The 26,032-nt window shown below is 62.5% G+C and carries 25 protein-coding genes; 10 read left to right on the top strand and 15 right to left on the bottom strand.

Features of this window, described 5'->3' with window-relative positions:
- Positions 1-21: 21 nt before the first annotated feature.
- The 8 genes from BLU26_RS15280 to BLU26_RS15315 all read left to right on the top strand — a co-directional run bounded on the left by BLU26_RS15280 (position 22) and on the right by BLU26_RS15315 (position 3,868).
- Entirely contained in the window at positions 22-387 is a 366-nt protein-coding gene (locus BLU26_RS15280) for a VOC family protein (RefSeq protein ID WP_092287725.1), read from the top strand.
- Positions 388-398: 11 nt separating this feature from the next.
- Positions 399-794, top strand: a complete 396-nt coding sequence (locus BLU26_RS15285) for an MmcQ/YjbR family DNA-binding protein (RefSeq protein ID WP_092287726.1) — start codon at positions 399-401, stop codon at positions 792-794.
- On the top strand, positions 784-1,143 hold the full coding sequence (locus BLU26_RS15290; protein ID WP_092287727.1) for an MmcQ/YjbR family DNA-binding protein: 360 nt from the start codon (positions 784-786) through the stop codon (positions 1,141-1,143). Before BLU26_RS15285 ends, BLU26_RS15290 begins: the two co-directional genes overlap by 11 nt.
- A 25-nt stretch (positions 1,144-1,168) precedes the next feature.
- Positions 1,169-1,759 (top strand): DJ-1/PfpI family protein, encoded by a 591-nt coding sequence (locus BLU26_RS15295; RefSeq protein ID WP_092287728.1) that lies wholly within the window; start codon positions 1,169-1,171, stop codon positions 1,757-1,759.
- Positions 1,746-2,210, top strand: coding sequence for a GNAT family N-acetyltransferase (locus BLU26_RS15300; protein WP_092287729.1), 465 nt, complete (start codon positions 1,746-1,748; stop codon positions 2,208-2,210). The genes BLU26_RS15295 and BLU26_RS15300 overlap by 14 nt, the downstream gene beginning before the upstream one ends.
- 73 nt (positions 2,211-2,283) lie before the next feature.
- Entirely contained in the window at positions 2,284-2,703 is a 420-nt protein-coding gene (locus tag BLU26_RS15305) for an MAPEG family protein (RefSeq protein ID WP_092287730.1), read from the top strand.
- Positions 2,703-3,122: a hypothetical protein gene (locus BLU26_RS15310; RefSeq protein WP_092287731.1), complete on the top strand. Its 420-nt coding sequence runs from the start codon at positions 2,703-2,705 to the stop codon at positions 3,120-3,122. The genes BLU26_RS15305 and BLU26_RS15310 overlap by 1 nt, the downstream gene beginning before the upstream one ends.
- A gap of 62 nt (positions 3,123-3,184) precedes the next feature.
- Positions 3,185-3,868 (top strand): MOSC domain-containing protein, encoded by a 684-nt coding sequence (locus BLU26_RS15315; RefSeq protein WP_092287732.1) that lies wholly within the window; start codon positions 3,185-3,187, stop codon positions 3,866-3,868.
- 5 nt (positions 3,869-3,873) lie between these two features.
- On the opposite strand, the gene BLU26_RS15320 is transcribed toward BLU26_RS15315, so the two are convergent.
- The 14 genes from BLU26_RS15320 to dksA all read right to left on the bottom strand — a co-directional run bounded on the left by BLU26_RS15320 (position 3,874) and on the right by dksA (position 23,584).
- Positions 3,874-5,736 (bottom strand): acetyl-CoA hydrolase/transferase C-terminal domain-containing protein, encoded by a 1,863-nt coding sequence (locus BLU26_RS15320; protein ID WP_092287733.1) that lies wholly within the window; start codon positions 5,734-5,736, stop codon positions 3,874-3,876.
- Positions 5,729-7,855: a 3-hydroxyacyl-CoA dehydrogenase NAD-binding domain-containing protein gene (locus BLU26_RS15325; RefSeq protein WP_092287734.1), complete on the bottom strand. Its 2,127-nt coding sequence runs from the start codon at positions 7,853-7,855 to the stop codon at positions 5,729-5,731. Before BLU26_RS15325 ends, BLU26_RS15320 begins: the two co-directional genes overlap by 8 nt.
- A 12-nt stretch (positions 7,856-7,867) precedes the next feature.
- The gene (locus BLU26_RS15330) at positions 7,868-9,181 is read right to left on the bottom strand and encodes an acetyl-CoA C-acetyltransferase (protein WP_092287735.1); all 1,314 of its coding nucleotides are present in this window, start codon (positions 9,179-9,181) and stop codon (positions 7,868-7,870) included.
- Between the two features lie 208 nt (positions 9,182-9,389).
- Positions 9,390-10,571: an acetyl-CoA C-acetyltransferase gene (locus tag BLU26_RS15335; protein ID WP_092287736.1), complete on the bottom strand. Its 1,182-nt coding sequence runs from the start codon at positions 10,569-10,571 to the stop codon at positions 9,390-9,392.
- Positions 10,572-10,656: 85 nt separating this feature from the next.
- Complete coding sequence (gene acs, locus BLU26_RS15340; RefSeq protein WP_092287737.1) at positions 10,657-12,597, bottom strand: acetate--CoA ligase; 1,941 nt, start codon at positions 12,595-12,597, stop codon at positions 10,657-10,659.
- A 265-nt stretch (positions 12,598-12,862) separates the two neighbouring features.
- Entirely contained in the window at positions 12,863-13,714 is an 852-nt protein-coding gene (panC, locus tag BLU26_RS15345) for a pantoate--beta-alanine ligase (protein WP_092287738.1), read from the bottom strand.
- 4 nt (positions 13,715-13,718) lie between these two features.
- The gene (gene panB / locus BLU26_RS15350) at positions 13,719-14,513 is read right to left on the bottom strand and encodes a 3-methyl-2-oxobutanoate hydroxymethyltransferase (RefSeq protein WP_092287739.1); all 795 of its coding nucleotides are present in this window, start codon (positions 14,511-14,513) and stop codon (positions 13,719-13,721) included.
- A 193-nt stretch (positions 14,514-14,706) separates the two neighbouring features.
- The gene (folK, locus tag BLU26_RS15355) at positions 14,707-15,237 is read right to left on the bottom strand and encodes a 2-amino-4-hydroxy-6-hydroxymethyldihydropteridine diphosphokinase (protein ID WP_092287740.1); all 531 of its coding nucleotides are present in this window, start codon (positions 15,235-15,237) and stop codon (positions 14,707-14,709) included.
- Positions 15,237-16,607: a polynucleotide adenylyltransferase PcnB gene (locus BLU26_RS15360; protein ID WP_092287741.1), complete on the bottom strand. Its 1,371-nt coding sequence runs from the start codon at positions 16,605-16,607 to the stop codon at positions 15,237-15,239. Before BLU26_RS15360 ends, folK begins: the two co-directional genes overlap by 1 nt.
- Before the next feature lie 893 nt (positions 16,608-17,500).
- Positions 17,501-18,943 carry a sigma-54-dependent transcriptional regulator gene (locus tag BLU26_RS15365; protein ID WP_092287742.1) on the bottom strand — a complete coding sequence of 481 codons (1,443 nt, stop codon included), beginning with the start codon at positions 18,941-18,943 and terminating at the stop codon, positions 17,501-17,503.
- Between the two features lie 32 nt (positions 18,944-18,975).
- The gene (locus BLU26_RS15370) at positions 18,976-21,927 is read right to left on the bottom strand and encodes a sensor histidine kinase (RefSeq protein WP_092287743.1); all 2,952 of its coding nucleotides are present in this window, start codon (positions 21,925-21,927) and stop codon (positions 18,976-18,978) included.
- Positions 21,911-22,087 carry a hypothetical protein gene (locus BLU26_RS15375; protein WP_090475058.1) on the bottom strand — a complete coding sequence of 59 codons (177 nt, stop codon included), beginning with the start codon at positions 22,085-22,087 and terminating at the stop codon, positions 21,911-21,913. Before BLU26_RS15375 ends, BLU26_RS15370 begins: the two co-directional genes overlap by 17 nt.
- A 92-nt stretch (positions 22,088-22,179) precedes the next feature.
- Positions 22,180-23,076 (bottom strand): tRNA glutamyl-Q(34) synthetase GluQRS, encoded by an 897-nt coding sequence (gene gluQRS, locus BLU26_RS15380; protein ID WP_092287744.1) that lies wholly within the window; start codon positions 23,074-23,076, stop codon positions 22,180-22,182.
- A gap of 64 nt (positions 23,077-23,140) precedes the next feature.
- Positions 23,141-23,584, bottom strand: a complete 444-nt coding sequence (dksA, locus tag BLU26_RS15385; protein WP_092287745.1) for an RNA polymerase-binding protein DksA — start codon at positions 23,582-23,584, stop codon at positions 23,141-23,143.
- Positions 23,585-23,804: 220 nt separating this feature from the next.
- Between dksA and BLU26_RS15390 the strand changes: the two genes are divergently transcribed.
- Both BLU26_RS15390 and sfsA read left to right on the top strand, forming a co-directional pair.
- On the top strand, positions 23,805-24,983 hold the full coding sequence (locus BLU26_RS15390; protein ID WP_092287746.1) for a pyridoxal phosphate-dependent aminotransferase: 1,179 nt from the start codon (positions 23,805-23,807) through the stop codon (positions 24,981-24,983).
- Positions 24,983-25,684 carry a DNA/RNA nuclease SfsA gene (gene sfsA / locus BLU26_RS15395; RefSeq protein WP_231702075.1) on the top strand — a complete coding sequence of 234 codons (702 nt, stop codon included), beginning with the start codon at positions 24,983-24,985 and terminating at the stop codon, positions 25,682-25,684. Before BLU26_RS15390 ends, sfsA begins: the two co-directional genes overlap by 1 nt.
- On the opposite strand, the gene BLU26_RS15400 is transcribed toward sfsA, so the two are convergent.
- Entirely contained in the window at positions 25,681-26,031 is a 351-nt protein-coding gene (locus BLU26_RS15400; protein WP_092287748.1) for a Rieske (2Fe-2S) protein, read from the bottom strand. The two genes, sfsA and BLU26_RS15400, sit on opposite strands and share 4 nt — an antisense overlap.
- Between the last annotated feature and the right edge of the window lies 1 nt (position 26,032).

Genomic DNA, 26,032 nt, shown 5'->3' on the forward strand with positions numbered 1-26,032 from the left:
ACGCCTACACAAGGAGCGTATATGAGTAAGCTGACTGCATCTGAAATCAAGGCCTTTATCCCCTCGCGAGACTATGCCACCAGCAAGGCCTTCTATCGTGACATGGGCTTCACCCTGGCCTCCGACATGGGCGATGTGGCCTATTTTCATTTGGGCGATTGCAGCTTCTTGCTGCAAGACTTCTATCAGGCGGCGCTGGCCGACAACTTCATGATGCACCTGCTGGTGGAGGATGCCGCTGCCTGGCATGCGGCGCTGAGCAAGGCCGATCTGTTGGGCAAATACGGGGTGCGCCTGAGCGCGCTGGAAGAGCAGCCCTGGGGGATGCTCGACTTCACCATCACCGACCCCTCCGGCGTGCTCTGGCGCATCGGCCAGAATACCTGAGCGGCTTGAAGATGGACTTGCGATCTTATCTGCTCAGCAAACCCGAAGCCGAAGAAGACTTCCCCTTTGGCCCTGAGCCGGCGGTTTTCAAGGTACAGGGCAAGCTGTTTGCGCTGGTTATGCAGCGTGAGGGCGCACTGTGCGTCAATCTCAAGTGTGATCCGCAGCAGGCGATCGGCTTGCGGGACCTGTTTCCCGCCGTAACGCCCGGCTACCACATGAACAAGCGTCACTGGAACACAGTTCGGAATGACGGCTCGATTCCGGTGGGCGAGCTGCAGCGCATGATTGATCATTCCTACGCGCTGGTGGTCAAGGGGCTGAGCAGGCCGCAGCGGTTGGGGCTGGAGGCACGGCATGGCAAGGCTTTGATATATGCCGGGCAGGGCGGCGAACATGACGGTTGACGAGGTCAAGGCCTACTGCGCCGCGCTGCCCGGGGCCAGCAGCGAGTTGCATGACACGCCGACCAATGTGCTGGTGTACCGGCTGGCGGAAAAACGCTTTGCCTACTTCAAGACCAGCCAACCGCAGCAGTGGCGTTTCAGCGTCAGGGTGATGCCCGAGCGCTATCTTGAACTGACCGACCAGCCCGGCATTCAGCCTGCGCGCTATCTGCAGCGGTTCCACTGGGTCACCCTGGTCAGTGTAGAGCAGATGCCCGCTGAGCAGTTGCGGGCGCTGATCGACTGGTCTTACCAGAAAGCCCTGCAGGCGTTGCCCCAAGGCCAGCGTGAAGCGCTGCTGCGTGGCTGAAGCACAAAACCGGGAAGGAGTAGCGGTGAATATTGGAATCTATCTTTACGAGCAGGCCGAAGTGCTGGATTTTGCCGGCCCCTTTGAGGTGTTCTCCACCGCCGCGCGGCTGAGTGAGCCGAGCGGTTGTTTCCAGGTGTCGCTGATTGCCGGCGTGGCGGCGCCGGTGACCGCACGCGGCGGCCTGCGCGTGATACCCGATCACGACCTGCGCAGCCATCCGCCGCTGCAGGCGCTGATTGTACCGGGTGGTGTGCACACAGCCGAGCTGCAGCATACCGAGATGCTGCAATGGTTGCGTGACCAGGCCGCGCAGGTACAGATCATGGCCTCGGTCTGCACCGGCGCCTTTTTGCTGGCCCAGGCCGGTCTGCTGGATGGCGAACAGGTGACCACGCACTGGGAAGACATCGCCGATCTGCGCGCCGCTTATCCGCAGCTCGAGGTGCTCGAACGCCAGCGTTGGGTCGATCGGGGCAAGCGGGTCACCTCGGCCGGCATCTCCGCCGGCATCGACATGAGCCTGCATCTGGTGGAACGTCTGCATTCGCGTGACCTGGCCGAGCGCACAGCGCGGCAGATGGAATTTGACTGGACTGGTAATGCGCCTGCGTGAGGGCACGGCCGCCGATGCGAAGGCCTGTGCCGCACTCTTCACCGCTGCCGTGCATGGCCTTGCTGGCCAGCATTATGATTCTGCGCAGCGCCATGCCTGGGCTCCGCTGACGCCCGACATCACGTTCTGGCAGCAGCGGTTGGCCGGCCTGCAGGTGTTGTTGGCCGAGGACGCAAGCGGGCTGCTGGGGTTTATCGGCTACGCGCAGGATGGGCACATCGACATGCTTTTCTGTGCCCCGCGGGTAGCGCGGCGCGCGGTGGCCAGTGCACTTTATCGTGAAGCCGAGACGCGCCTACGGCAGCGCGGGGTGGAGCGCCTGTGTACCGAAGCCAGCTTGCTGGCGCAGCCGTTTTTCCTGCGTCAGGGCTTTACCAGCGACGCGCGTGAAGAGGTCGAGCGCGCGGGAGTGCGGTTACCGCGCTACCGCATGAGCAAGATGCTCGACTGAGCGGCAAGGGGCGATTGCCGTCTGCGCGGGAGGCGGCTATCTTGGCCACTCCCGGTCCCAGGAAAACAACAAGATGACCACACACCTGATTCTGCTACCCCTGTTGCTGCAAATAGCACTGACCCTGGCGCTGTATGTCGCGCTCGCCCGTGCCAAGACCAAGGCGCTGGCGGCGGGCGCGGTCGACGAGACGCGCCGCGCACTGCACGATGATGCCTGGCCCGACAATGTCTTGCAGATAAACAACTGCATTCGCAACCAGTTTGAAGTCCCCATACTTTTTTACGTTCTGGTGCTGGCCCTGTTGCAACTGGGGGCGGCGGGGTGGCTGGCGCAGGTGCTGGCCTGGCTGTTCGTACTCAGCCGTGTTGGCCATGCGCTGGTGCACACTGGCAGCAATCAGGTACCGCTGCGCCGCCGACTGTTCAGCATGGGCTGCTTACTGCTCATGCTGATGACGGCGCTGCTGGCCTGGGTTGTGGTAGCGGCCTGATGAGCGGGTTTGTGGCGCTGTTGCGCGGCCGCGGACGGGTCTATCTGCTGGAGGCGATCGTCTGTTTCAGCGGTCCGGTACTGCTGCTGGGTCTGGGGCTGGTGGCCTTGCCACTGGCCTTTGCCGACAGCACTGAGCCGCTGTTGCGCTGGCAACTCACAGGCATGCTGCTGGGCGGCTTCATCGGTCTATGGGGCGTTATCCAGCTGGTGCTCAAGGTGGCCTACCCGAGGCGGGAGGTCGCTAGCCCCAGGGCTATCGTATTCGCCCTGTTGATCGGTATTGGCGCCGTGCTGGCGTTCTATCAGGGAATGCGGTTGTCGCCGGCGGCGACCATGTTGCTGGTGGTCATGCCACTGCTCGGCGCCGCGCACTTTCTGTTTCTCGGGCGGGACTACCTGACGCGCCGCGGGAGTTGACAGGCTGCGGCCGATCCGTTGCACTGCTGCCTCTGTCTTGTCCTGTTGGAGTGGGCCGTCCCATGTCTGTTTCTACCGATGAAGTGCATCTGGTTTCCATTAACGCTGGCGCGCCCAAGTCGCTGCTGGTCGGTCGCCGAGAGGCACGTACAGGCCATTTCAAGCAGCCGCTCAACGGCCGGGTGGCGATTGATGCCCAGGGGATCAGTGAGGACTTTATCGGCGACCTCAAGCACCACGGTGGCGCTGATCAGGCGATTTATCTCTATAGCCAGCAAGATATCGACTGGTGGTCGGCGCAGCTGCAACGCGAGCTGGGCCCCGGCTTCTTCGGCGAAAATCTGACGGTATCGCACTGGTGGCCGACCCTGCGTATCGGCGACCGCCTGCAGGCCGGCGAGCTGCTGCTGGAAATTACCGCACCGCGCATTCCCTGTTCCACCCTGGCGGCCCGGGTCGGCGACAAGCTGTTCGCCAAGCGCTTCGTCAAGGCTGAACGCTGTGGTGCCTATGCCCGCGTGTTGCAACCCGGTAGCCTGCAGGCCGGCGATGCCTTGACCGTGCTCAAGGCCGACGTGATCTACCCCACCATCAAGGAGGTATTTCGCTACTGCCACTCCAAGGGGCATAACCTGGATTTTCTGCAGCGCCTGCTGAGCGCCCCGCTAGCCGAGAAAATGCGCACCGAGATGGAGGAGCGCAAGGCGAGCGCTCTGCAGGCCAGCGGTCAGTTACCGGGCATCTGAGCGCGTCAGGCCGGTAATGTGGCCAGTAACAAGGCCCGGTAGGCGCGCTCGCGCAGCCCCGTTGCCTGTTCCAGCCGCATGCGTTTCAGCGCTGCCTGCTGGCGCGGCGTGGCGCTGCGCCGCCAACCTCGCCACAGCAGGGAAAGCATCGCCCTGTGGTTACCCTTGAGTGTTTTCAGCTCGCCAAGACCCTGCGCCAGGTCCTCTTCTTCGGCGCTCAGGCCGCTGCCCAGCGGAAAGGCGGGCAGCAACTGCTGCTGCGCTTCGGTCAGCAGGTAGGCCAATTGCTCTGGCGTGTTGCGCTGATAGGACGCCGGTAAGCGGTAGTCAGTTGGCAATTTCCCGGCCCGCTGCGCCTGGCCCATCAGTTCCTCTTGAAAGCGCGCATCACATACCGAGAGCATGGCGTCGATCACCTCGGCGTCGCTCTTGTCGCGCAGGTCGGCTACGCCGTATTCAGTTACTACCATATCGCGCAGATGCCGTGGGATAGTGGCGTGCGGGTACTGCCAACAGATGTTGGAGCTGACCCGGCCCTTGTGGGTGCGGGTGGCGGGTAAGGTGATGATGGCGCGGGCATCGTCCAGGGCAAAGGCCTGGGCGATAAAGTCGTACTGGCCACCTACGCCGCTGATCACCTGCGCATCGCTCAGGCCGTCGGAGGTCACCGCGCCGGTCAGGCTGACCATCAGCGCGCTGTTGATGAAGCGCGCCTGCTGACGGGCTGCACGCTTGGAATGCTCATCGCCATACAGACTGTTGGTAAATGAGACCGGCATCATGGCGATCCTGTCGCGGGTTTCAGGCGGCAGGCGCTGCAGCGTTTCGTAGAGTATCGGGCTGCCGATAAAGAAGCCGGCGTGGATCAGCCTGCCGTCGACGGCACGCTTGATGACACCGGCTTCGATCAGCGCCAGGAAGCCCTCTACCAGCATTTCAGTGACGCCGTACAGGCCGGTCTGAAAAGGCTCGCAGTGTCGCTCGAGCAAAGACTCAGGCGTTTCCAGACGTTGCAGCAGTTGCTGAAAGTCGAGCGGTTGCTGCTGGCGCAGCCGCAAGGCGTGCGCTATGGCATCGCCAATGGAGCCGATGCCGATTTGCAGGGTGCCGCCATCAGGTACCAGGCTCGCCACCCGCAGGGCAATGGCGTGGTGCTTGAGCGCCGCCGGGCTGTGCGGCGGTGTGAACAACGGAAAGTCGTATTGCGGGCTGTGCAGTAGCAGGTCGAAATCGCTCGCGGGGCGATCCGCTGCCCCGCCCATATAGGGCAGCGCGTGGTTGACCTGGCCTACGCTGAGTAGCTGCAGCTCACCGCGTTGGCGCCGGTCCAGCAGGTCGGCACTGATGTCGGGGTTGCAGCTTAGACTGTAGCGCGCGGGCTGGCCGTCGGCCGCGGGCTCGCCCGGTGCAACCAGTTGCAGGATAAGGTTTACCTGCCAGCGCAGCAGGGTGTCCAGCGCATGGGTGTAGTTGAGGCTGGTGTAGTCCTGCTGCATGCGCGGCACACCGCGCCAGCCGCCGGGGCGCAGGAAAAACTCGCGCACCTGGATATTGCCCGGCAGCTCGCCGCTGCGCATTGCCTTGGCGTACTCCAGTGCCGGGTACTCGGCAAACAGGCGCTGCGATAGCGGGCCAATAAAACGCTGTTCCAGATCGCTGCTGGCGCTGGGAGCTTCCAGGGTGAGCGCGGTACAGATGGTCAACGAAATCTCGGCGTTATCACGCGCGCGGAGGTAAAGCGCGTTGATCAGGTGGTTGGCCTTGCCGAGACCCAATGGCAGGCCAACCACCAGGGTGTTGCCCAAACGTTGCAGTATGGCATCGACCAGCGCCTCGGCATCGTCAAAACACGCAGGCTGTTCACTCATCGGCAACGGCGGTCCAGCCCGGATCGGGGGTAAAGCGCGGGCCGTGTTTCTCGCTCAGCTCCTGCAGCTGTGCGGCGACGTTATCGAAACCCAGTTGCTCGGCGTAGTGCATCGGTCCGCCACGGAAGGGCGCAAAGCCGGTGGCAAAGATCATGGCGCCGTCGAGCTGATCGGCGTCATCAATGACCTGCTCGCGCAGGCAGGCCATGCAGGCGTTCAGCATGGGCAACAGCAAGCGCTCCTGAGTGCCACGCGGCGCCTGCTTGCGGTGATACCGCTTGTGTACCTTGCCGTGCTTCCAGCGGTAGATGCCCTTGCCGCTCTTGCGCCCCAGCTCACCTTTTTCAACCTTGCGCCGCAGCCAGTCCGGGGTGTCGGGCAGATGGCTGTCGAGCTGCTCGCGCAGCATGTCGGCCACGCCCAGGCAAATGTCCCAACCCACCTGGTCAGCCAGTTCCAGCGGCCCCATCGGCATACCGAAGTCGATGGCGACCTGGTCGATGGCTTCAGCGCTGAGCCCCTCGTCCAGCAGGCAAATGGCCTCGACCAGATAGGGCGTCAACGCCCGGTTGACCAGAAACCCCGGCGCGCTGGCGACCGGTGCCGGCAGCCTGTTGATCTGGCCTACGAAGGTGGTAGCGCGCTCCAGGGCGCTGCTGCGTGCAGTGGAGTGGGCGACTACCTCCACCAGTTGCATTTGCGCCACCGGGTTGAAAAAGTGGATGCCCACCAGGCGCCCGGCGTCGGCCAGGCCCTCGCGCAATTTCTCCAGCGCGATACTGGAGGTATTGGTGGCCAGGATGGCGTCGCGCTTCATGCGCGGTTCAAGCTCTGCATACACCTTGCGTTTGATCTCCAGGTCCTCGGGCACCGCCTCCAGCACCAGGTCGGCCACTGCCACGCCGCTGTTGTCGGGGTCGGGTATCAGGTTGTCGAGAATCTCGCGGGTCTGGGCTGGGCTGCGGTGCTTTTGCCGGCAGAGCTGGCTCAGTTTCTGCACTGCCGCGCCTATGCTTTGCGGCTCGGTGTCGAACAGGCTGACGCGCAGCCCCTGCAGGGCGCACCAGCCGGCAATATCGCCGCCCATGGCGCCGGCGCCAATCACATGCACGTGGCGAACTGGCGCGGGTTTGTGCATGCCCTTGGCGGGGTCGCTCAGCGCTTTGAGTTGTTCGCGCAGGAAAAATACGCGCACCAGATTGCGTGAGGCGGGCGTGTTCAGCAGGTGCGCGAAGGAATAGATTTCGCGGTGCAGCATTTGATCCGGGCTATTGCCGTGCCGCTCCCACAGCTTGATCAGCGCGCGCGGCGCCGGGTAGTGCTGTGGTGGTGCCTTGCTGTCGGCCTGCTTGCGCATGCGCCAGGCGGCCAGGCGGCGTACCCAGTCCAGCCGGAAGGGGCGGGCGCGCAGGTTGCGGCGGTCAACGTCGAGCTGACCGGCGAGCACGGCGGTAACGGCATTTTGCAGGTGACGCTCTTCCAGCAATTGATCGATCAGTCCGAGCTTGCTGGCCTGGGCGTCGTGCACCGTGCGTCCGCTCAACATCATCTCCATCGCCACCAGCGGGTCGATCAGATCCGGCAGGCGAGCCGTACCGCCGAGCCCCGGATGCAGTCCGAGCAACACCTCGGGCACACCGAAAGTGGCGCCCTTGACTGCCAGGCGATAGTCGCAGCACAGCGCCAGCTCCAGCCCGCCGCCCAGTGCGGCGCCATGAATGATGGCAATGGTGGGGCAACTGAGATCGACTATTTTCTGTGCCAGCAGGTGTGCCTCAACCAGTTGGTTGATGACGTCCGGCTCGGTCTTGAGTTGCCGAAACTCGCTGATATCGGCGCCCACGCAGAAACTGCCGGGTTTGGCCGAGCGGATGACCAGAGCTGCGGGCATATCGCTTTTTAGTGCCGCGACTACCTCGCTGAGTTCGCGCAGTACGGCTTCGGATAACACGTTGGCGCTGCTGTCGGCCTTGTCCAGCAGCAGCCAGGCGACATTCTGCTCGTCGCGCTTGAGATGCCAATGTTGCCAGCGGCGCGTGGTCGGCTTCAGTTCCGCCGGGCTGAAAGGGCCCAGCTCCATGCGCCGTGGAGCCAGAGCTTCGAGGATGGGGGCGTTCATCGGGTCAGCTCCTTAAAGTGTTTCGATCAGCATGGCGCCTGACTGGCCACCGCCAATGCATTCCGTGGCGATACCGCGGCGCAGGCCGTGGCGCTGCAGGGCGTTGACCAGGTGCAGCACGATGCGATTGCCGCTGGTGCCCACCGGATGGCCCAGGCTGATGGCGCCGCCGTCCACATTCAACCGTGCCGGGTCAAGCCGACCCAAGGCGTCGTCGAGGCCCAGCACGCGCTTGCAGAAGGGCGCGTCCTGCCAGGCTTGCAGGCAGGCGAGCACTTGGGCGGCGAAGGCTTCGTTGATTTCCCAGAGATCAATATCGCCCAGCTGGTGGCCGTGGCGTTGCAACAGGGCGGTGCTGCTGAGTACCGGCCCCAGGCCCATGATTTCCGGGTCGAGCGCGGCCCAATGGCTGTCAATGATCACTGCTCTGGGCACCAGATTGTGTTTTATCAGCGCCTGCTCGGAGGCCAGAATCACCCAGCTGGCGCCATCGGTAATCTGTGAGCTGTTGCCGGCGGTGACCTGGCCGTAGGGCTTTTCAAACACGGGCTGCAGCTTGGCCAGTGCCTCCAGCGAGTTGTCGGGGCGCACGCCGTCGTCGCGGCTGTATTGCTTGCCCTTACCGTCGAACAGCGGCACCACTTCATCCTGCAACCAGCCGGCCTCCTGCGCTGCGGCGAGGCGCTGGTGGCTGGTCAGGGCGTAGGCATCGGCCGACTCACGGTCGATGTTGAACAGCTGGGCGAGCACTTCTGCCGTCTGACCCATGTTGAGGCCCACGATCGGGTCGGTCAGGCCGCGTTCCAGGCCGATCACCGGCTGCATCAGGCTGGGGCGCCAGCGCGCCAGTGCTTTCAGGCGGGCCGGCAGGCTGCGCGCCTGGTTGAGTTCGGCAAACCAGTCGACCGCGCTTTGCCTGAACAGCAGGGGTGCATGACTGAGTGCCTCGGCGCCGCCGGCAAGAATCAAGTCGGCACCGCCGTCGCGGATGTAGCGGTAACCGGTATCAATCGATTGCATGCCCGAACCGCAATTGATTTGTACGGTAAAGGCCGGCATTTGCGCGCCCATGCCCAGCCGCAGGGCGGCAACGCGCGCCGGGTTCATTTCTTCGGAGACGACGTTGACGCAACCCAGAATGACCTGATCAAAGGCCGTGGGGTCCAGTGCCTGGCGCATCAACAGTGGGCGGCCACACTGCACCGCGAGGTCGACCGGAGTAAAGGGGCCGGGTTTACCGCGCGCCTTGAGGAAGGGAGTACGAGCGCCGTCGACGATATAGACCGGCTGGTGTCGGGGGGCGGCTGAAAGCGGCTGGCTGTCCATGGGGAGCCCTTGTCTTGATGATGTACTAGTCACAATGGCGCGGTCATGGCGACGGCGCTGTAATCAAGCATAGGACAGAAGGCGGGGAGGTCAGTTCAGTGCGCATGTGCGCTTAGTCGCGGGTTTTGCCGCCGCTGCGGCGGTAAAGAAAACGGCTTGCGACGCAGCGTCGTGCGTAGCAAGCCGGGATGGTCTGGCGCCGGTGGAATCAGTCGCGTTCCAGCGCCAGGGCGACGCCCTGACCGCCGCCGATGCAGAGGGTGGCAAGGCCTTTCTTGGCGTCGCGCTCCAGCATGCTGTGCAGCAGGGTCACCAGCACGCGGCAGCCGGAGGCACCAATGGGGTGGCCCAGGGCAATGGCGCCGCCATTGACGTTGACCTTGTCCATGTCCCACTGCAGCTCGCGGCTGACCGCCAGTGCCTGGGCGGCGAAGGCTTCGTTGGCTTCGATCAGGTCCAGCTCGGCGATCTGCCAGCCGGCCTTGGCCAGGCAGCGTTGGGTGGCTGACACCGGGCCGATGCCCATGATGGCCGGGTCGACCCCGGCATTGGCGTAGGCGGCAATGCGCGCCAGCACCGGCAGGCCGAGTTGCTTGGCCTTGTCGGCGCTCATCATCAGCACGGCGGCGGCGCCGTCGTTCAGACTGGAGGCGTTGCCGGCTGTTACCGAGCCGTCTTTCTTGAACGCTGGCTTCAGGCGGCCGAGGCTTTCGGAGCTGGTGCCGTCACGCGGTTGCTCGTCCTGGGTGACGATCACGGCATCACCCTTACGCTGCGGGATGCTTACCGGGGTGATCTCACGGTTGAAGCGACCGGCTTGCTGCGCGGCGACCGCTTTCTGCTGCGAGGCGGCGGCAAAGGCGTCCTGCTCTTCGCGGCTGATGCTGTATTTGTCGACCAGGTTTTCCGCCGTGATGCCCATGTGGTAGTTGTTGAAGGCATCCCACAGGCCGTCCTGGATCATGCTGTCGATCATCTGACCGTGGCCCATGCGTTGGCCAGTACGGGAGGTGGGAATCAGGTGGGGAGACAGGCTCATGGATTCCTGGCCGCCGGCAATCATCACCTCGGCATCGCCGCAGCGAATGGCTTGGGCTGCCAGATGCAGCGCCTTGAGGCCGGAGCCACAGACCTTGTTCAGGGTGAGCGCGGGAACCGCATGCGGCAGGCCAGCATGGATCGCCGCTTGGCGGGCCGGATTCTGGCCGCAGCCGGCGGTCAGCACCTGACCGAGGATGACCTCGTCGACAATCGCCGGGTCGATCTGGCTTTGCTCCAGCAGGGCGCGGATAACAGTCGCGCCCAGTTCGTGGGCGGGAACATGGGCGAACTGGCCCCCAAAGCTGCCGATGGCAGTACGGGTGGCGGCGACAATCACGACCTCTTGCATGAACGGGCTCCTCTATGCGGCACTTTTTCGAGTGCACAAGCATAGAGGCGGGCCTCGTTCAGGACAAGCTTCAGGGCAAGTTGTCTCAGGCCTGATTCAATCGGTTGGCAATCAGCTCCTCGACGACCGATGGATCAGCTAGGGTGGATGTATCACCCAGGGTGTCCAGCTCATCGCAGGCGATCTTGCGCAGAATACGGCGCATGATCTTGCCGGAGCGGGTCTTGGGCAGACCGGGTGCCCATTGAATGAACTCCGGACGGGCAAAGGCGCCCACCTGATCGGCGACAAAGCTCTTCAGCTCCTTCACCAGCTCATCGGACGGCGTCACGCCGTTCATCGGCGAGACGTACACATACAGGCACTGGCCCTTGATATCGTGCGGGCAACCGACCACAGCCGCTTCCGCTACGGCGTCGTGCAGCACCAGAGCACTCTCGACCTCGGCGGTACCGATGCGGTGGCCGGAGACGTTGAGCACATCGTCTACGCGCCCAGTAATCCAGTAGTAGCCATCCTCATCGCGGCGCGCGCCGTCGCCGGTGAAGTAGACGCCTTTGTAGGTGCTGAAATAGGTGTCGACCAGGCGCTGATGATCACCGTAGACGGTGCGAATCTGGCTCGGCCAGGAGCGCTTGATCACCAGGTTGCCGCTGGTAGCACCTTCCAGTTCGTTACCCTCGGGGTCATAGAGCGCCGGCTCCACGCCGAAGAACGGGCGGGTGGCCGACCCGGGCTTGAGGTCGGTGCTGCCCGGCAGCGGCGTAATCATGGCAGCGCCGGTTTCGGTCTGCCACCAGGTATCGACGATTGGGCAGCGACGCTCACCGACGACATCGAAGTACCATTCCCAGGCCTCGGGGTTGATCGGCTCGCCGACCGTTCCCAGCAGGCGCAGGCTGGCGCGGGAGCTGCTCTTGACCGGCTCGTTACCCTTGGCCATCAGCGCGCGGAGGGCGGTGGGCGCGGTGTAGAAGATATTTACCTGATGCTTGTCGATCACTTGCCAGCAGCGCGAGGCGTCCGGGTAGGTGGGCACGCCTTCAAACAGTAGGGTGGTGGCGCCGTTGCACAGCGGGCCGTAAACGATGTAAGAGTGGCCGGTAATCCAGCCGACATCGGCGGTGCACCAGTAGACCTCACCGGGGTGGTAGTCGAACACGTAATGGTGGGTCATCGACGCCATCAGCAGGTAGCCACCGGTGGTGTGCAGCACGCCCTTGGGCTTGCCGGTGGAGCCGGAGGTGTAGAGGATGAACAGCGGGTCTTCGCTGTCCATCGCCTCGGCCGGGCAGTCGGCGCTGACAGCGTCAATGGCTTCGTGGTACCAGATGTCGCGATTTTCGTTCCACGGAATATCGGCACCGGTGCGCCGCACGGTAACCACGGTGTGAACGTTGGGACAATCTTTCAGGGCCTTTTCCACGCTGGTTTTCAGCGCCACGGCCTTGCCGCCGCGCACGCCTTCGTCAGCGGTGATCACAGCCTGACAGTCGGAGTCGAGAATACGGTCGCGTACGGCATCCGGCGAGAAGCCACCAAAGACCACCGAGTGCACCGCGCCAATGCGCGCGCAGGCCAGCATGGCGTAGGCGGCTTCGGGAATCATCGGCATGTACAGGCAGACGCGATCGCCTTTTTTAATGCCACGGGCCTTGAGGACATTAGCCAGGCGGCAGACTTTCTCGTGCAGTTGGCGATAGCTGATGTGCGCATCGTCTTCGGGGTTGTCGCCTTCCCAGATAATCGCCGTGGCATCGCCACGCTCAGCTAGGTGGCGGTCGATGCAGTTGACGCTGACGTTCAGCTTGCCGTCAATGAACCAGGCTGCTTCACCCTTGCTCAGATCGCTTTGGTGTACCTTGCTCCAGGGCTTTTCCCAGGTCAGAAAGCGCTCAGCCTGCTCGGCCCAGAACTGATCAGGCTGCTCCAGCGACTGGCGATACAGGCGCTCATAGCCGGCTTCATCGAGGTGACTGACCGCGCGCGCGGCGTCCGATACCTTATGGTTTTCGATCTTGTACATGGGTGATTCCCTGTTGTTATTGAAGTCAGGCAGTCGCAGCATTGACCGGTTTGGGCACGGCTAGCCGAGACCTGAACACGGGCCCTGAAGTATAGGCGGGCGTTCATTTCATGCCTTACAGCGTCGGATATCACCGGGTTGGTTTCAACCCTTCTTTGGTATGAGATGGTCTTGAGCGTGGTGCCAGGGCAGAGCAGGGATGGAAGGCACAGAGGGCGGGGAAGAACACCCGGCGGCGCGATCGCGCCGCCGGGGAGCAGGTTGTCTAGCTCAAGCTGAACTGCAGGTTGTCGATCAAGCGTGTGGTGCCAAGGAAGGCGGCGGCCAAGGCCACCACGTCTTTGGTCTGCACGTCAGCGGGTTGCAGGTTGTGCGCATCGCGCAGGTCAAGGTAATCAGGCTGCAGTCCGGCGGCGAGCAGCTGGACGCGGGCTTCCTCGATAACGGCGGAAAAGTCGCGTCGGCCAGCCTGCAGTTTGGCAGCGATCTGTTGCAGGGTCTGGTACAGCTGCGGCGCGTTGCTGCGCTGCTCGGCACTCAGGTAACCATTGCGCGAGGAGAGCGCCAGGCCGTCGGCGGCGCGCACCGTAGGCTCGCCCATGATCTGTACCGGCATGCACAGGTCGTGCGCCATCTTGCGGATTACCGCCAGCTGCTGGAAGTCCTTCTGGCCAAAGATTGCCAGGTCCGGCTGCACTATGTTCAGCAGCTTGCTGACTACAGTGGCCACGCCCTCAAAATGGCCGGGGCGGCTGGAGCCGCACAGGCCTTCCGACACCACCGGCACGGCCACGCGGGTGTGGCCTTCCATACTCTCGGGGTACATTTCGCTGACGTTGGGCGCGAAGATCATATGGGTGCCAATCTCATGCAGCTTGGCCTGGTCTTCCGGCAGCGTGCGCGGATAGCTGTCGAGGTCTTCGCCGGCACCGAACTGCATCGGGTTGACGAAGATGCTGACCACCACGTAATCGGTGCGCTGCAGCGCCTTTTCCACCAGTGCGATGTGGCCGGCGTGCAGGTTGCCCATGGTGGGGACCAGTCCAATTCGCTTGCCTTCCTGGCGGGCACGGCTAACCGCAGCACGCAGCTGCGCAATGGTGTGCAGGGTGTTCATGGATTCAGAACTCGTGTTCAGCTGCTGGGAATTCAACCTGTTTGACGGCGTCGACATAGGCGCGCACTGCGCTGGCGATGTCTGCCTGGCCGATCATGAAGTTTTTCACGAAACGTGGCAAGCGTCCGCTGATGGATAGCCCGAGCATGTCGTGTACCACCAGCACCTGACCGTCGGTGCCGCTGCCGGCACCAATGCCAATTACCGGAATGGACACTGCCGCGGTGATCTTGTTGGCCAGCGCCGGCGGCACGCACTCCAGCAGCAACAGGCTGGCGCCAGCGGCTTCGAGGGCCTTGGCATCATCGAGCAGAACCTGCGCCTGGGCCTCTTCGCGGCCCTGCACCTTGTAGCCACCAAGAATGTTCACGGTCTGGGGGGTCAGCCCCATATGCGCGCAGACCGGAATGCCGTTGCGGCTGAGCACGCTGATGCTCTCGGCCAGCCAGCCGCCGCCTTCCAGTTTCACTACCTGGGCACCGGCCTGCATCAACTGGGCGCTGTTGCGCAGTGCGTCTTCCAGGGTGGCGTAGGCCATGAACGGCAAGTCGGCCATGATCAGCGCGCCACGGTTGCCGCGCTTGACCGCGCGGGTGTGGTAAGCCATATCGTCAACGCTTACCGGCAGGGTGCTGTCGTGACCCTGCAGGACCATGCCCAGGGAGTCACCGACCAGCATCACCTCAACGCCGGCAACACTCTCAAGGTGGGCAAAGGTCGCGTCGTAGGCGGTCAGACAAACAATCTTCTCGCCGCTCTGCTTTAGCTTGTTCAGCGTCGTCAGGGTTACGTCAGGCATGGCAGATTCCAGTGGTTCGGCCTCACAGAGGCGCCAGTTCAGTGTCCGTCGCGCTGGTTAAACAGCGTCGCGACGCGCTGGAGTTTCAGGATTATAGAACCTGATTGAGTATAGTCTTGCTGCTGCAGGGTACGGCCGGTGGGTGCGCAGTATCTCGGCGCCAGCCACCCGGCAGAGAACGGCATCCTACGTCTCAGCCGCCGGGTGTCAAGCCTGTTTGCGCATCAGGCTGTTGTATAAAAGCTGCCAATGTTTGCAGATCACCGCGGGGGCAGGCGTTCAGCAGGTGCTGCAGCGGCGTGCCATCGGGCATCTGCAGCTCGGGCTGCAGTTCAGCCAGCGGGTAGAGTACGAAGGCACGGGCGTGCATGTGGTAGTGCGGCACTTGCAAGCGTGGGCTGCTGATCTGTTGATTACCGAACAGCAGAATGTCGAGGTCCAGAGTGCGTGGCCCCCAGCGCTCGGCCTTGCGTACGCGGCCCTGCTGCTGTTCGATCTGCTGCAGGGCATCGAGCAATTGCTCGGCGGTCAGAGCAGTATCGAGCGCGACCACGGCGTTGACATAGCTGGGCTGGTCCTGCGGCCCCATGGGGGCGCTGCGATACAGTGACGAGCAGGCGACAAACCGGGTGTCAGGAATACGCCCGAGGGCGGCGCAGGCAGCCTCGACCTGCGCCTGCGGGTCAGCCTGGTTGCTGCCCAGCCCGATGTAACACCGCGTCATCAGGCGTCCGGGGCGTTGTTGCGGGGCTTGCGCCGCGAGCGTGAGCGCGAACGCTTGGGGCTGCTGCTCTTGTCGCCGCCGAGTTCTCGAATCATGCGCCGACGCTCTTCCGGGCTGGCGTCCTGATACAGCGTCCACCAGTGACCCAGTCCGTCGGTTTGCTCGCCGGCGCTTTCACGCAGCAGCAGGAAGTCGTAGGCGGCACGAAAGCGCGGGTGCTCCAGCATCTGGTCGGCACGGCGCCCGCTGCGACGGGCCAGGCGCGGCTGCATGTCCCAGATTTCACGCATGGGAATGCTGAAGCGCTTGGGAATGGCGGTATGCCGGCACTGTTCCGCCAGCAGTTCATGTGCTGCTTGCTGATGCGCCGGAATGCTCGGGATACCCTGGGCTTCAAGGTCGCGCACGCGCTGCGGCAATGCGGGCCAGAGCAGCGCGGCAAACAGGAAGGCCGGCGTGACCGGTTTGCCCTGGGCGATGCGCTCATCGGTGTTGCTCAGCGCCTGGCGCACCAGCTGCAGGGTGTAGTCAGGGCGGTCGAGGATGGCTTCATCGGTATCCGGAAACAGCGGCGCGAACAGGTCATATTCATAGAGCAGATCGAAGGTGCGTTGCCCCTGACCACTCATCAGCAGCTTGAGCACTTCGTCAAACAGACGTGCGGCAGGAATGTCGTGCAGCAACGGCGCCAGTTTCTCGATCGGGGCGGCGGTATGTGGCTCAATCTCGAAGCCCAGCTTACCGGCAAAGCGGATCGCTCGCAGCATGCGTACCGGGTCCTCCTGGTAGCGCTGCTCGGGTTGGCCAATCAGGCGAATCTGCTGGTTGCGGATGTCGTGCACGCCGTTGGCGAAATCGTGTATCTGCCCACTGCTGACGTCGTAGTAGAGCGCGTTGATGGTGAAGTCGCGGCGCTGGGCGTCCTGCTCGAAGGTGCCGTAGACGTTATCGCGCAGCAGGCGGCCGGATTCGCTCTGGCGTGACTGCTCGGCGCTGGCCTCTTCCTCGTGGTTGGCACGGAAGGTCGCGACTTCAATGATCTCGCGCCCAAAATGAACATGTGCCAGCTTGAAGCGGCGGCCAATCAGCCGCGAGTTGCGAAAGGTGGCGCGCACCTGTTCGGGCGTGGCGCTGGTGGCGACGTCAAAGTCCTTGGGCTCGATGTTCAGCAGCAGGTCACGGACGCAGCCGCCAACGGCAAAGGCCTGATAGCCCGCCTGTTGCAGGCGCTCCACCACGGTAACTGCGTGCCGGCTCAGGCGCTCACGGCGCAGGCTGTGTTGGCTGGCGGGAATGACCGTCGGCGTGGTTCGCTTGCGCTGGGGCAAGCCGAACGGGGAGGGGATTTTCTGCAACAGCTTCCGAATCATAAAGGTTGGTTTTCCAACAGCCCGTCATTGCCCGGCTACCGCAATGCTGTCGGTGGAGGGCAGTAGAATGAATGTATGAGGCTCAGCAGGGTTCAGCGCAACCGCCGGTCGGCGAGAATCGGTGAGTGCTGGAGTGTCTCAATTGGCGAGCATTCTAGCCTGAAATGGCTTGAAAGGTAAGGAACAATAGGATATGGAGAAGGCGAATGCTGCGGGGGGAGGCTTGTTGCTGGAGATAAAGCTCAAGGGGAGCATTCACTCCCCCTAATGGTTTTTTTATTGTTGTTATTATCAGAGCTATATTTTTTTTAGACAGCAGCGGCAAATGCCGCTATTTGATTAACCCATCTCGGGTTGTCTAAAACAAACGGATTGCTTTGGAAGCTTAGGTTCAGTGTCGGCCTTCATGTGGCTATGGACGGTAGGTTGCTTGGGCAACTTTTATTTTTCTCTTGTCCAGTAGAGCATCCTGCTCGCGACCTGACTGCTATTCTCCAAAAAAATCAGTTTGCTACGTCTCGCACGTTTTGTTTTTGTTGTGTGTGGAGTCGAATATTATTTTTGTTATGTATTTTGGTTTTTATTGTTGTTGTACAAGAGATAAAGCATTTGCCGTGCCAGTTTTTTAAATTCCTTTTAAAACAACGGCTTGCTGTTTTTCATGGAAATCTCTCTGCGTGTTACCCGCCCAGTTGTTACCGTAAACCTCGCAAAAGTGTTACCGCCTGGGGTGGTGGGGGTAACAGTTTTGCGGGTGTGGGGTGGGTAACAGGTAACACTTGCTGGCACTTTGCTGTTACTCAGGCAAAAAACCGCTCTGGCTTATGGGTTGCTTGGGGGAGGGCTTGGCGATCATGACGACCGCCACGCAGAAGGGAAGGTGGCTTTGTGGCCTAGCTGTTGGCGGTTTTCTTGCGCGGAATGCCGAGCCGTTGGCGGCGTTCCCACAGGCATTTGCGGCTGATGCCCAATTTGTGCGCCAGCTGGGTTTCGGTCATGTGCTCCTGATGCTCAAGCACAAAGTGCTGAAAGTAGTCTTCCAGCGACAGGTCTTCGGCCGGCTCCTGGCCACTGCTGTCGCTGTGTTGCATGGTTTGCAGGGCGTTGGCTGCCTCGGAAGCGCGCTCGATCTCGGCGTCGAGCTCGATGCCCAGCAGGTCTGCAGTGATTTCATCGTGATCACAGAGAATGGCAGAGCGCTCAATGGCGTTCTCCAGCTCGCGCACGTTGCCGGGCCAGGTGTAATTGAGGATGGCGTGGCGCGCGTCCTGGCTGAAATGCAAACCTTCCTGCTTCATGTTGGCGGCGGCGCGCTGCAATAGCGCTTCAGCAATCAACAGCACATCCTTGCCGCGATCACGCAGCGGCGGCAGGCGCAGTTCGATCACGTTCAGACGGTAATACAAATCCTCGCGGAACAGCCCTTGGCGCGCCATGGTTTTCAGGTCGCGGTGGGTCGCGGCCACCAGGCGCACATCTACCTTGTGTGACTGCACCGAGCCGACCCGGCGAATCTCGCCTTCCTGCAGTACGCGCAGCAGGCGTGCCTGGGCTTCCAGTGGCAGCTCGCCGATTTCATCGAGAAACAGGGTGCCGCCATCGGCGGCTTCGACCAGACCGGTACGGCCGGCGGTGGCGCCGGTGAACGAGCCCTTCTCGTGGCCGAACAGTTCGGATTCGATCAGGGTTTCCGGAATGGCGGCGCAGTTGACCGAGATCAGGGGTGCCTTGGCGCGTTGCGAGCGCTCGTGCATTGCGCGGGCGACCAGTTCCTTACCGGTGCCGGATTCGCCCTGAATCAGGACAGTGGAGTCGGTGGGCGCTACCTTGCCGATGCGTTTGAACAGCGTCTGCATGGATTCACAGGAGCCGATGATGCCCATGTCGTGGCCGTCGCCCTGCGGCTGTACTGGTTCTGCCACGTTGGCGGCAGGCTTGCTGTTGGCTGCGGGGCTGCTCGGCGCGCTGGCCTGCGCCGCCTGGCGCTCGCTGCGCGCCGCGATGATACGCTGCACGGTTTCGACCATTTCGTCGTGATCAAAGGGCTTGGCGATGTAGTCGACGGCGCCGAGCTTCATCGAATCGACCGCCGAGCGCAGGCTGGCGTAACTGGTCATGATCAGCACCGGGGTATCCAGTGCGCGCTTGATCATCTCGGTGCCGGGTTCGCCCGGCAGACGCAGGTCGCTGATGATCAGGTCGAACGTATTGAGATCGTATTGTTCCGTTTCACTGACGGAGCCGGCTTCCTTGACCTGGTATTGGTGCCGCTCCAGCAGCCGCTTGAGTGCGGTGCGGATGATGGCTTCGTCTTCAACTACCAGTATGTGTGACATGTAAACCTCATGCGTGACGGCGCCCGACAGACTCAGGCGTGGGCGCCGTTACTGATGTTGCTGTAACGCGGCAGGGTAATGGTGAACCGGGTGCCGCGCTGGGATGTATGCTCGACCGGGCTGTCGATGGTTATCTGCCCATAATGCTCTTCGATGATGGAGTAAACCAGTGCCAATCCGAGCCCGGTTCCTGTCCCCGGCTCCTTGGTGGTGAAGAAGGGCTCGAACAGACGATCCATGATGGCCTTGTCGATGCCGCTGCCCTGATCCTCGATCTGCAGCAGTACCTGATGCTCGTTTTCCTGGGTGCTGACGGTAATGCTGTCGCCGTCGCGACTGGCGTCCCGGGCGTTGCCCAGCAGGTTGATCAGCACCTGCACCAAGCGCTGCGCATCACCGGATGCCAGGTGCTTGGGATCACAGAGGTTAACATACTTGACCTCCGGACCCTTGCGATTGAGCGACAGCAGGTGAATGGCCTCGTTGGTGCAAGCGGCCAAATCCACGGCTTCGTTGGGGTTCTGATGGCGGCTGCCAACGTGGGCAAAGTTGACCAGTGATTGCACGATGCGCGAGACGCGGCGGGTCTGTTCGATGATCTGCTCGGACGCCTCGCGCGCTTCCAGTTGCTCGGACTCATCGCGCAGGTTCTGCGCCAGACAGGCGATGCCGGTAATCGGATTGCCGATCTCGTGCGCCACACCGGCGGCCAGGCGGCCGATCGAGGCCAGGCGTTCGGAGTGCATCAACTCCTCTTCCAGCATCTGGTTTTCAGTCTGATCCTCAATCAGCAGCACCAGGCCGCTACCGCCGACGTAACCGGGCTCGTCGATGGCGGCCTTGTGCAGGCTCAGCCATTGGGTCTGGCCGTCGATCACCAGCTTCTGTTTGTGCAGGTGTGATGACTGATCCTCCACAAAACGCTCCAGCAGATCGCCCCAGGGGCCCGCCAGGCTGGTCAGGCGTGAGCCGATGACGCTGTCGGCCTCGATGCCGGTAAGCGCCTGCATGGCGCGGTTCCACATCAACACTTCGTTGTCCTGCGCCAGCGAGCAGACACCCATGGGCAGATCCTGCAGGGTTTGTCGATGATAACGGCGCAGTGCATCCAACTCGGCGGCAAGGCCGGTGAGGCGTGAGTGGTAGTCCTCTAGGCGGTTTTCGATGAAGTGAATGTCTTCGGTGACATAGCCGTCGCGGCCCATCTTGAACGGCAGGAAGGTCTCGATAATATCCTGGGCGACGGAGGGGCCCATCAGGCCCGACAAGTTGGCCTCCAGGCGGTCGCGCAGACGCCGCAGTGCATAGGGGCGGTGCTCGTCGAAGGGCAGCTTGAGGTCGCGCAGTGCTTGCTCTACCTCGTATTGCGCGGTCTTGTTACCCAACGGCTTGGCCAGTTGCTGGGCAAATTCCTGCGGGGAGGAGGCCATCAACTGCATACGCTGGGGGCGACTGACGTTATCGACCGAGCAGGCTTCGGCGGCGCTTTGCTCCTCGTTACTGCGCTGGGTGAACAGTGAAATCAGCGTCAACACCACCACGTTGACGGCCAGCGAGCTGATCGCCGCCAGGTGCCAGGTATCGGCGTTGAAGCTCAGCGTCAGGCCAAACAGCTGCAGCCCGGGCAGGCTGGTCACCAGCGGCAGCAGCAGGGTGATGGCCCACACCAGCATGCCGGCGATCAGACCGCTGATGAAGCCGCGGCGGTTGGCCTGCGGCCAATACAATACCGAGAGCGTGCCGGGGAGAAACTGCACGGTGGCCACGAAGGAGGCAATGCCCAGATTGGCCAGATCCTGTTCGGCGCCCAGCAGCCGGTAAAAACCGTAGCTGGCCATGATGATGGCGGCGATCAGCGTTCGGCGCGTCCACAGCAGCCAGCGGTAGATGTTGTTGTCGGCGCTGGGCTGATAGAGCGGCAGCACCATGTGGTTGAGCACCATGCCGGACAGTGCCAGGGTCACTACGATGATCAGGCCGCTGGCGGCGGACAGGCCACCCACAAACGCCAGTAGCGAGAGCCATTCGGAGCCGGCAGCCACGCCCAGACCCAGCGAGAAGTATTCCGGGTTGGTCGGTACGCCAAGATGCAGGCCCGCCCAGAGAATCGGCGGAACCGCCAGGCTCATCAACAGCAGAAACAGCGGCAGGCCCCAACTCGCGGTGCCGAGTGCGCGCGGGTTCAGGTTCTCGGTAAAGGCCATGTGGTACATGTGCGGCATGACGAAGGCCGCGGAGAAAAATACCAGCAGCAGGGTGCGCCAGGGGCCTTCCTGCAAGGGCGTGTGCAGGGTCTTGAGCGCTTCCTGGTTGCTGTCGAGCCAGAGTTGCAAACCGGCCGGTCCGTCGAACACCACATAGAGTGCGTACAGGCCGATGGCGGCAATCGAGATCAGTTTGACCAGCGACTCGAAGGCAATGGCGATGACCAGGCCCTCATGCTTTTCCCGGGCGGAGATGTGCCGCGCACCGAACAGAATCGCGAACAGAATGATCAGCACACAGAAGCCCAGCGCGACGGTGCCGTGGCCGGACTCCTGCGTCAGTATCTGTACCGAATCGGCGACCGCCTGAATCTGCAAGGCCAGCAGCGGCAGCACGCCAACCAGCATGAACAGTGTGGTCAGGGTGCCGGCCCAGGTGCTGCGAAAGCGGAACGAGAAGAGGTCGGCGAGGGACGACAACTGGTAAGTACGGGTGATGCGCAGGATCGGGCTGAGCAGCACCGGCGCCAACAGAAAGGCGCCGCAAACCCCCAGGTAATAGGTCAGAAAACCGTAGCCGTACTGGTAAGCCAGACCGATGGTGCCATAGAAGGCCCAGGCGCTGGCATAGACGCCGAGTGACAGTGTGTAGGTGGCGGGATGGCGCAGCACTGCGCGCGGCACCAGGCCGTGTTCGGTCATCCAGGCGACGCCAAACAGCAGGATCAGGTAAATAATGCTGATCAGCAGCAGCTGACTCAGATCAAAGCTCATCGGCATCTTTTGGGCTCTGTAGCAGCATGCCGGCGATGATCAGGATCAGCCACAGCACATAGGGACGGTACCAGGCACCCTGGGGTTCTATCCACCAATCCATGATGGCGGGGGAAAACAGGTAGATGCCGATTACCAGCAGCAGCACCAGGCGGTAGATATACATGGGTATCCGTTGATTTGCGGGCGGCTGCAGATCGCGTTGCCGCTTTGGTCAGGCCCTGATGGTAATCAGGCGGCTGCGGCTTGCCAAGGGCATCAATCAAAGCGTGCGTCGTAGGGTAGGCTCGGCGTGGCACTGAGGTGCTGCGGTTGCCAGTGAGCAATGGCCCAATTGAGCAACTCGTCGACACTGGCGCTGCGCAGACTGGCCGGAGGGTTCTGTGCCAGCGCCTGCAGTGCACGGAACAATTGCGTCGGCGCCTGAGCGGGGTCGAGCGGGGTGGAGCCCAGGCGTTTGCTCAGCTTCTCGCCATCGGCCCGCATCAGCAGGGGGATATGCAGGTAGCGCGGCAGCGGCTGGCCGAGCAGTTGGTAAATCCATTGCTGGCGCGGGGTCGAGTCAAGCAGGTCGGCCCCACGCACCACGTCGGTGATGCCTTGGGCGATGTCATCGAGCACCACGGCCAACTGGTAAGCGAAGATGCCGTCGCGCCGGCGGATGATGAAGTCGCCGAGGCTGGTCGCCAGATTTTGACTGAACGGCGGCTGCAATCGGTCAAGCGTGGTGATCTGCTGATCAGGCACGATCAGGCGTATCGCATGATCATCGGCGGGCGGCAGCTGACGCTGGCGGCAAGTGCCGGGATAGATGCCATCGAACTCCGCCAGGTCGCGCCGTGAGCAATCGCAATAATAGGCTTTGCCTTCGCCCAGCCATTGCGCCACCTGGGCTTGATAGCGCGCCAGGCGATCGTGCTGGTAGAGGATTTCCCCATCGCTGTGCATGCCGTAGCAAGCCAGGGTATCGATGATCTGCTGGCTGGCGCCGGGAATGCTGCGTGGTTGGTCGAGGTCTTCAACCCGTATCAGCCAGTGCCCCTGCTGCTGACGTGCGTCCAGGTAGCTGGCGAGCGCCGCGACAAGAGAGCCGAAATGCAGATGACCGCTAGGGGTGGGGGCAAAGCGTCCGACGTAGGGGGCTGCTGGGGGCATGGTAGCCGGTCAGGCGGGGAATGAACGCAGGCTGCACCGGGCAGCCTGCGGACGACAGGGAGGCTTAGCTGCCGACCTGCTTTTCCTTGATTTCTGCCAGCGTCTTGCAATCGATGCAGAGGGTAGCAGTAGGACGGGCTTCGAGACGACGAATACCGATCTCAACGCCGCAGGAGTCGCAGAAGCCATAGTCGTCTTCTTCGATGCGCTGCAGGGTCTGGTCGATCTTCTTGATCAGCTTGCGCTCGCGATCACGGGCGCGCAGCTCAAGGCTGAACTCTTCTTCCTGGCTGGCACGGTCGGCCGGATCAGGGAAGTTGGCTGCTTCGTCCTGCATGTGGTGCACGGTGCGGTCGACTTCTTCCATCAATTCCTTTTTCCAGGTATTGAGGATGTCGGCGAAATGCTTGAGCTGCTGCTCGTTCATATATTCTTCGCCCTTTTTTTCCACATAAGGGACGAAGCCGCGGATCAACATAGATGTTTTTTGCTTGGCATTGCTGGGCATGAGAACCGCCTCACTTTTTGCTCGATCTTCCTGTTTCAGGTCCCACATACACAACCTGAATGACTCGGCCATTGGCCTGCAAGCGGGCAAAGCTACCAGAACCTGATCACCTGCGCTACTGTTTAGCGCCAGAAGGTGCGGCGGCTGATATTGCCAGCACTGCAGGCCTGCGCCTGGCACGGTATGATCGCCGTTCACGTGCTTTAGTTCAGGACTTTTTATGCCTCAGCAACGCTGGACCCGACGGGTTCAGGATATCCAGCCGTTTCATGTCATGGCCGTGCTCGCAAGGGCGCGGGCGCTGGAAGCCGCGGGTCGCGACATCATCCACATGGAAATAGGTGAGCCGGACTTTGCGACCCCCGAGCCGATTGTCCGGGCGGGCCAGCAGGCGCTGGCGGATGGGCATACCGGTTACACGCCGGCGTTGGGGCTGCCGGCTCTGCGCGAAGCCATTGCCGGTCTGTACGCCCAGCGCTATGGCGTCAGTCTGGATCCGGCGCGGGTGGTCGTCACTCCCGGCGGCTCAGCGGCGCTCTTGTTGATCAGTGCGCTGTTGGTGGAGCCGGGTAAAAAGGTGCTGATGGCCGACCCGGCTTATCCGTGCAACCGACATTTTCTGCGCCTGGTCGAAGGGCGTGCGGTGCTGGTGCCGACCGGCCCGGAAACCGGCTACCAGCTGACCCCCGAGTTGATTGAGCAGTATTGGGACGCAGATTGCGTAGCCGTGCTGGCTGCCTCGCCGGCCAACCCGACCGGCACGCTCTTGAGCCAGCCGGAGCTGACCGCGCTGTCAGCCTGCTGCCGGCGTCTGCGGGCTGAGCTGATCGTCGATGAGATCTACCACGGCCTGACCTACGGCGTAGACGCTTGCTCGGCGCTGAATGTTGCCGATGACGCCTTCGTGCTCAACAGCTTCTCCAAGTACTTCGGCATGACCGGCTGGCGACTCGGCTGGCTGGTTGCCCCTGCAGAGGCGGTGCCGGCGCTGGAGAAGCTGGCGCAGAATCTCTATATATGTGCACCGCACATGGCGCAGCAGGCAGCGTTGGCCGCCTTTGGCGAAGAGGCGCGCGAGATTTGCGAGCTGCGCCGACATGCGTTTCAGGTGCGCCGTGACTTTCTATTGCCGGCGCTGCGTGAGTTGGGCTTTCGTATCCCCCTGACCCCACAGGGCGCCTTCTATCTGTATGCCGACATGCAGGGGCTGGGCGGCGACAGTCAGCAGCTGTGTCAGCACGTCATTGATAGCGAGTTTGTCGCCCTGACACCGGGGCTGGATTTTGGCCAGCACAGCGCCCATCAACACATACGCTTTGCCTACACCACCTCGCTCGAGCGCCTGGAGCAGGGTGTCGAGCGCGTGGCACGAGCGCTGCAAAGCTGGCCCGCATGCTGATTCCATTTGAGGTGCCGTTGACGCCAGCGCGGCTGATCAAGCGCTACAAGCGGTTTCTCGCGGATGTGGTGCTGGATGATGGCCGCGAGTTGACGGTGCATTGTCCGAACACCGGGTCCATGCGCAATTGTGGCCAGCCCGGCGACAGGGTCTGGCTGCGCCTTGAACAAAAGCCGGGACGCAAGCTGCCGGGCAGCTGGGAGTTGGTGGAGGTAGCACCCGGCGAGTTGGCCTGTGTGCATAGTGCGCGCGCCAACAGGGTGGTGGCGGCGGCGCTGCAGGCCGGTTTGCTTCAGCCGCTGGGTGGTTACGCGCAGCAACGCGCAGAAGTCAGCCTGCGTGCCGGCGGCAGCCGCTTCGACTTTCTGCTGTCTGAGCCCAGTGAGTGCGTGGTGGAGGTCAAGTGCGTGACCCTCGCCTTGGGCGGAGGCGAAGGCGCCTTTCCAGACGCCGTTAGCTTGCGCGGGCAAAAGCACCTGCTGGAACTCAGCGAAATCGCCGCCAGCGGCCGGCGTGCCTGCCTGCTGTTTTGCGTCATGCACTCGGGGATTGATCGGGTACGCCCGTCCGATGAAATCGACCCTGAATACGGGCGATTATTGCGCGCCGCAGTGGCGGCCGGCGTCGAGGTGTTGGCCTGGTCGGTCTGGCCGACGCCAGAGGGCTTGCAGGTGCGTGGAGAATTGCCGGTAATGCTCTAGTCGCAAGCTGATACGCCGAGCCAGAGCTGACCGTCGCGCAGGAAACAGGGTAATTGGCGTAGGGATTGGCCGACGCAGGGGCCGGCAACGCATTCTCCGGATTCCGGCAAGAACAGCGCGCCGTGGGTAGCGCACTGGATCAGCCGCTGGGAGCTGTCGAGAAACTGATCGGCTACCCACTCCAGCGGCACGCCGCGATGCGGGCAGCGGTTTTCATAGACAAAAAACCGATCGCCCTGGCGCACGGCAAACAGTGCCTGGCCTTGATGCATAATGCCTTTGCTACCGCGAAGCGGCAGATCGTCCAGGCGGCAAAGTGGAAGGGGGGCGAGCTGATCGTCGGTCATA

The sequence above is a fragment of the Halopseudomonas sabulinigri genome (assembly GCF_900105255.1).
Lineage (GTDB): Bacteria > Pseudomonadota > Gammaproteobacteria > Pseudomonadales > Pseudomonadaceae > Halopseudomonas > Halopseudomonas sabulinigri.

What these genes read in the sequence shown, in the direction of transcription:
- BLU26_RS15280 (WP_092287725.1), top strand. Translation starts at nt 22, where the DNA reads ATGAGTAAGCTGACTGCATCTGAAATCAAGGCCTTTATCCCCTCGCGA.
- BLU26_RS15285 (WP_092287726.1), top strand. Translation starts at nt 399, where the DNA reads ATGGACTTGCGATCTTATCTGCTCAGCAAACCCGAAGCCGAAGAAGAC.
- BLU26_RS15290 (WP_092287727.1), top strand. Translation starts at nt 784, where the DNA reads ATGACGGTTGACGAGGTCAAGGCCTACTGCGCCGCGCTGCCCGGGGCC.
- BLU26_RS15300 (WP_092287729.1), top strand. Translation starts at nt 1,746, where the DNA reads ATGCGCCTGCGTGAGGGCACGGCCGCCGATGCGAAGGCCTGTGCCGCA.
- BLU26_RS15305 (WP_092287730.1), top strand. Translation starts at nt 2,284, where the DNA reads ATGACCACACACCTGATTCTGCTACCCCTGTTGCTGCAAATAGCACTG.
- BLU26_RS15310 (WP_092287731.1), top strand. Translation starts at nt 2,703, where the DNA reads ATGAGCGGGTTTGTGGCGCTGTTGCGCGGCCGCGGACGGGTCTATCTG.
- BLU26_RS15315 (WP_092287732.1), top strand. Translation starts at nt 3,185, where the DNA reads ATGTCTGTTTCTACCGATGAAGTGCATCTGGTTTCCATTAACGCTGGC.
- BLU26_RS15320 (WP_092287733.1), bottom strand. Translation starts at nt 5,736, where the DNA reads ATGAGTGAACAGCCTGCGTGTTTTGACGATGCCGAGGCGCTGGTCGAT.
- BLU26_RS15325 (WP_092287734.1), bottom strand. Translation starts at nt 7,855, where the DNA reads ATGAACGCCCCCATCCTCGAAGCTCTGGCTCCACGGCGCATGGAGCTG.
- BLU26_RS15330 (WP_092287735.1), bottom strand. Translation starts at nt 9,181, where the DNA reads ATGGACAGCCAGCCGCTTTCAGCCGCCCCCCGACACCAGCCGGTCTAT.
- BLU26_RS15335 (WP_092287736.1), bottom strand. Translation starts at nt 10,571, where the DNA reads ATGCAAGAGGTCGTGATTGTCGCCGCCACCCGTACTGCCATCGGCAGC.
- acs (WP_092287737.1), bottom strand. Translation starts at nt 12,597, where the DNA reads ATGTACAAGATCGAAAACCATAAGGTATCGGACGCCGCGCGCGCGGTC.
- panC (WP_092287738.1), bottom strand. Translation starts at nt 13,714, where the DNA reads ATGAACACCCTGCACACCATTGCGCAGCTGCGTGCTGCGGTTAGCCGT.
- panB (WP_092287739.1), bottom strand. Translation starts at nt 14,513, where the DNA reads ATGCCTGACGTAACCCTGACGACGCTGAACAAGCTAAAGCAGAGCGGC.
- folK (WP_092287740.1), bottom strand. Translation starts at nt 15,237, where the DNA reads ATGACGCGGTGTTACATCGGGCTGGGCAGCAACCAGGCTGACCCGCAG.
- BLU26_RS15360 (WP_092287741.1), bottom strand. Translation starts at nt 16,607, where the DNA reads ATGATTCGGAAGCTGTTGCAGAAAATCCCCTCCCCGTTCGGCTTGCCC.
- BLU26_RS15365 (WP_092287742.1), bottom strand. Translation starts at nt 18,943, where the DNA reads ATGTCACACATACTGGTAGTTGAAGACGAAGCCATCATCCGCACCGCA.
- BLU26_RS15370 (WP_092287743.1), bottom strand. Translation starts at nt 21,927, where the DNA reads ATGCCGATGAGCTTTGATCTGAGTCAGCTGCTGCTGATCAGCATTATT.
- BLU26_RS15375 (WP_090475058.1), bottom strand. Translation starts at nt 22,087, where the DNA reads ATGTATATCTACCGCCTGGTGCTGCTGCTGGTAATCGGCATCTACCTG.
- gluQRS (WP_092287744.1), bottom strand. Translation starts at nt 23,076, where the DNA reads ATGCCCCCAGCAGCCCCCTACGTCGGACGCTTTGCCCCCACCCCTAGC.
- dksA (WP_092287745.1), bottom strand. Translation starts at nt 23,584, where the DNA reads ATGCCCAGCAATGCCAAGCAAAAAACATCTATGTTGATCCGCGGCTTC.
- BLU26_RS15390 (WP_092287746.1), top strand. Translation starts at nt 23,805, where the DNA reads ATGCCTCAGCAACGCTGGACCCGACGGGTTCAGGATATCCAGCCGTTT.
- BLU26_RS15400 (WP_092287748.1), bottom strand. Translation starts at nt 26,031, where the DNA reads ATGACCGACGATCAGCTCGCCCCCCTTCCACTTTGCCGCCTGGACGAT.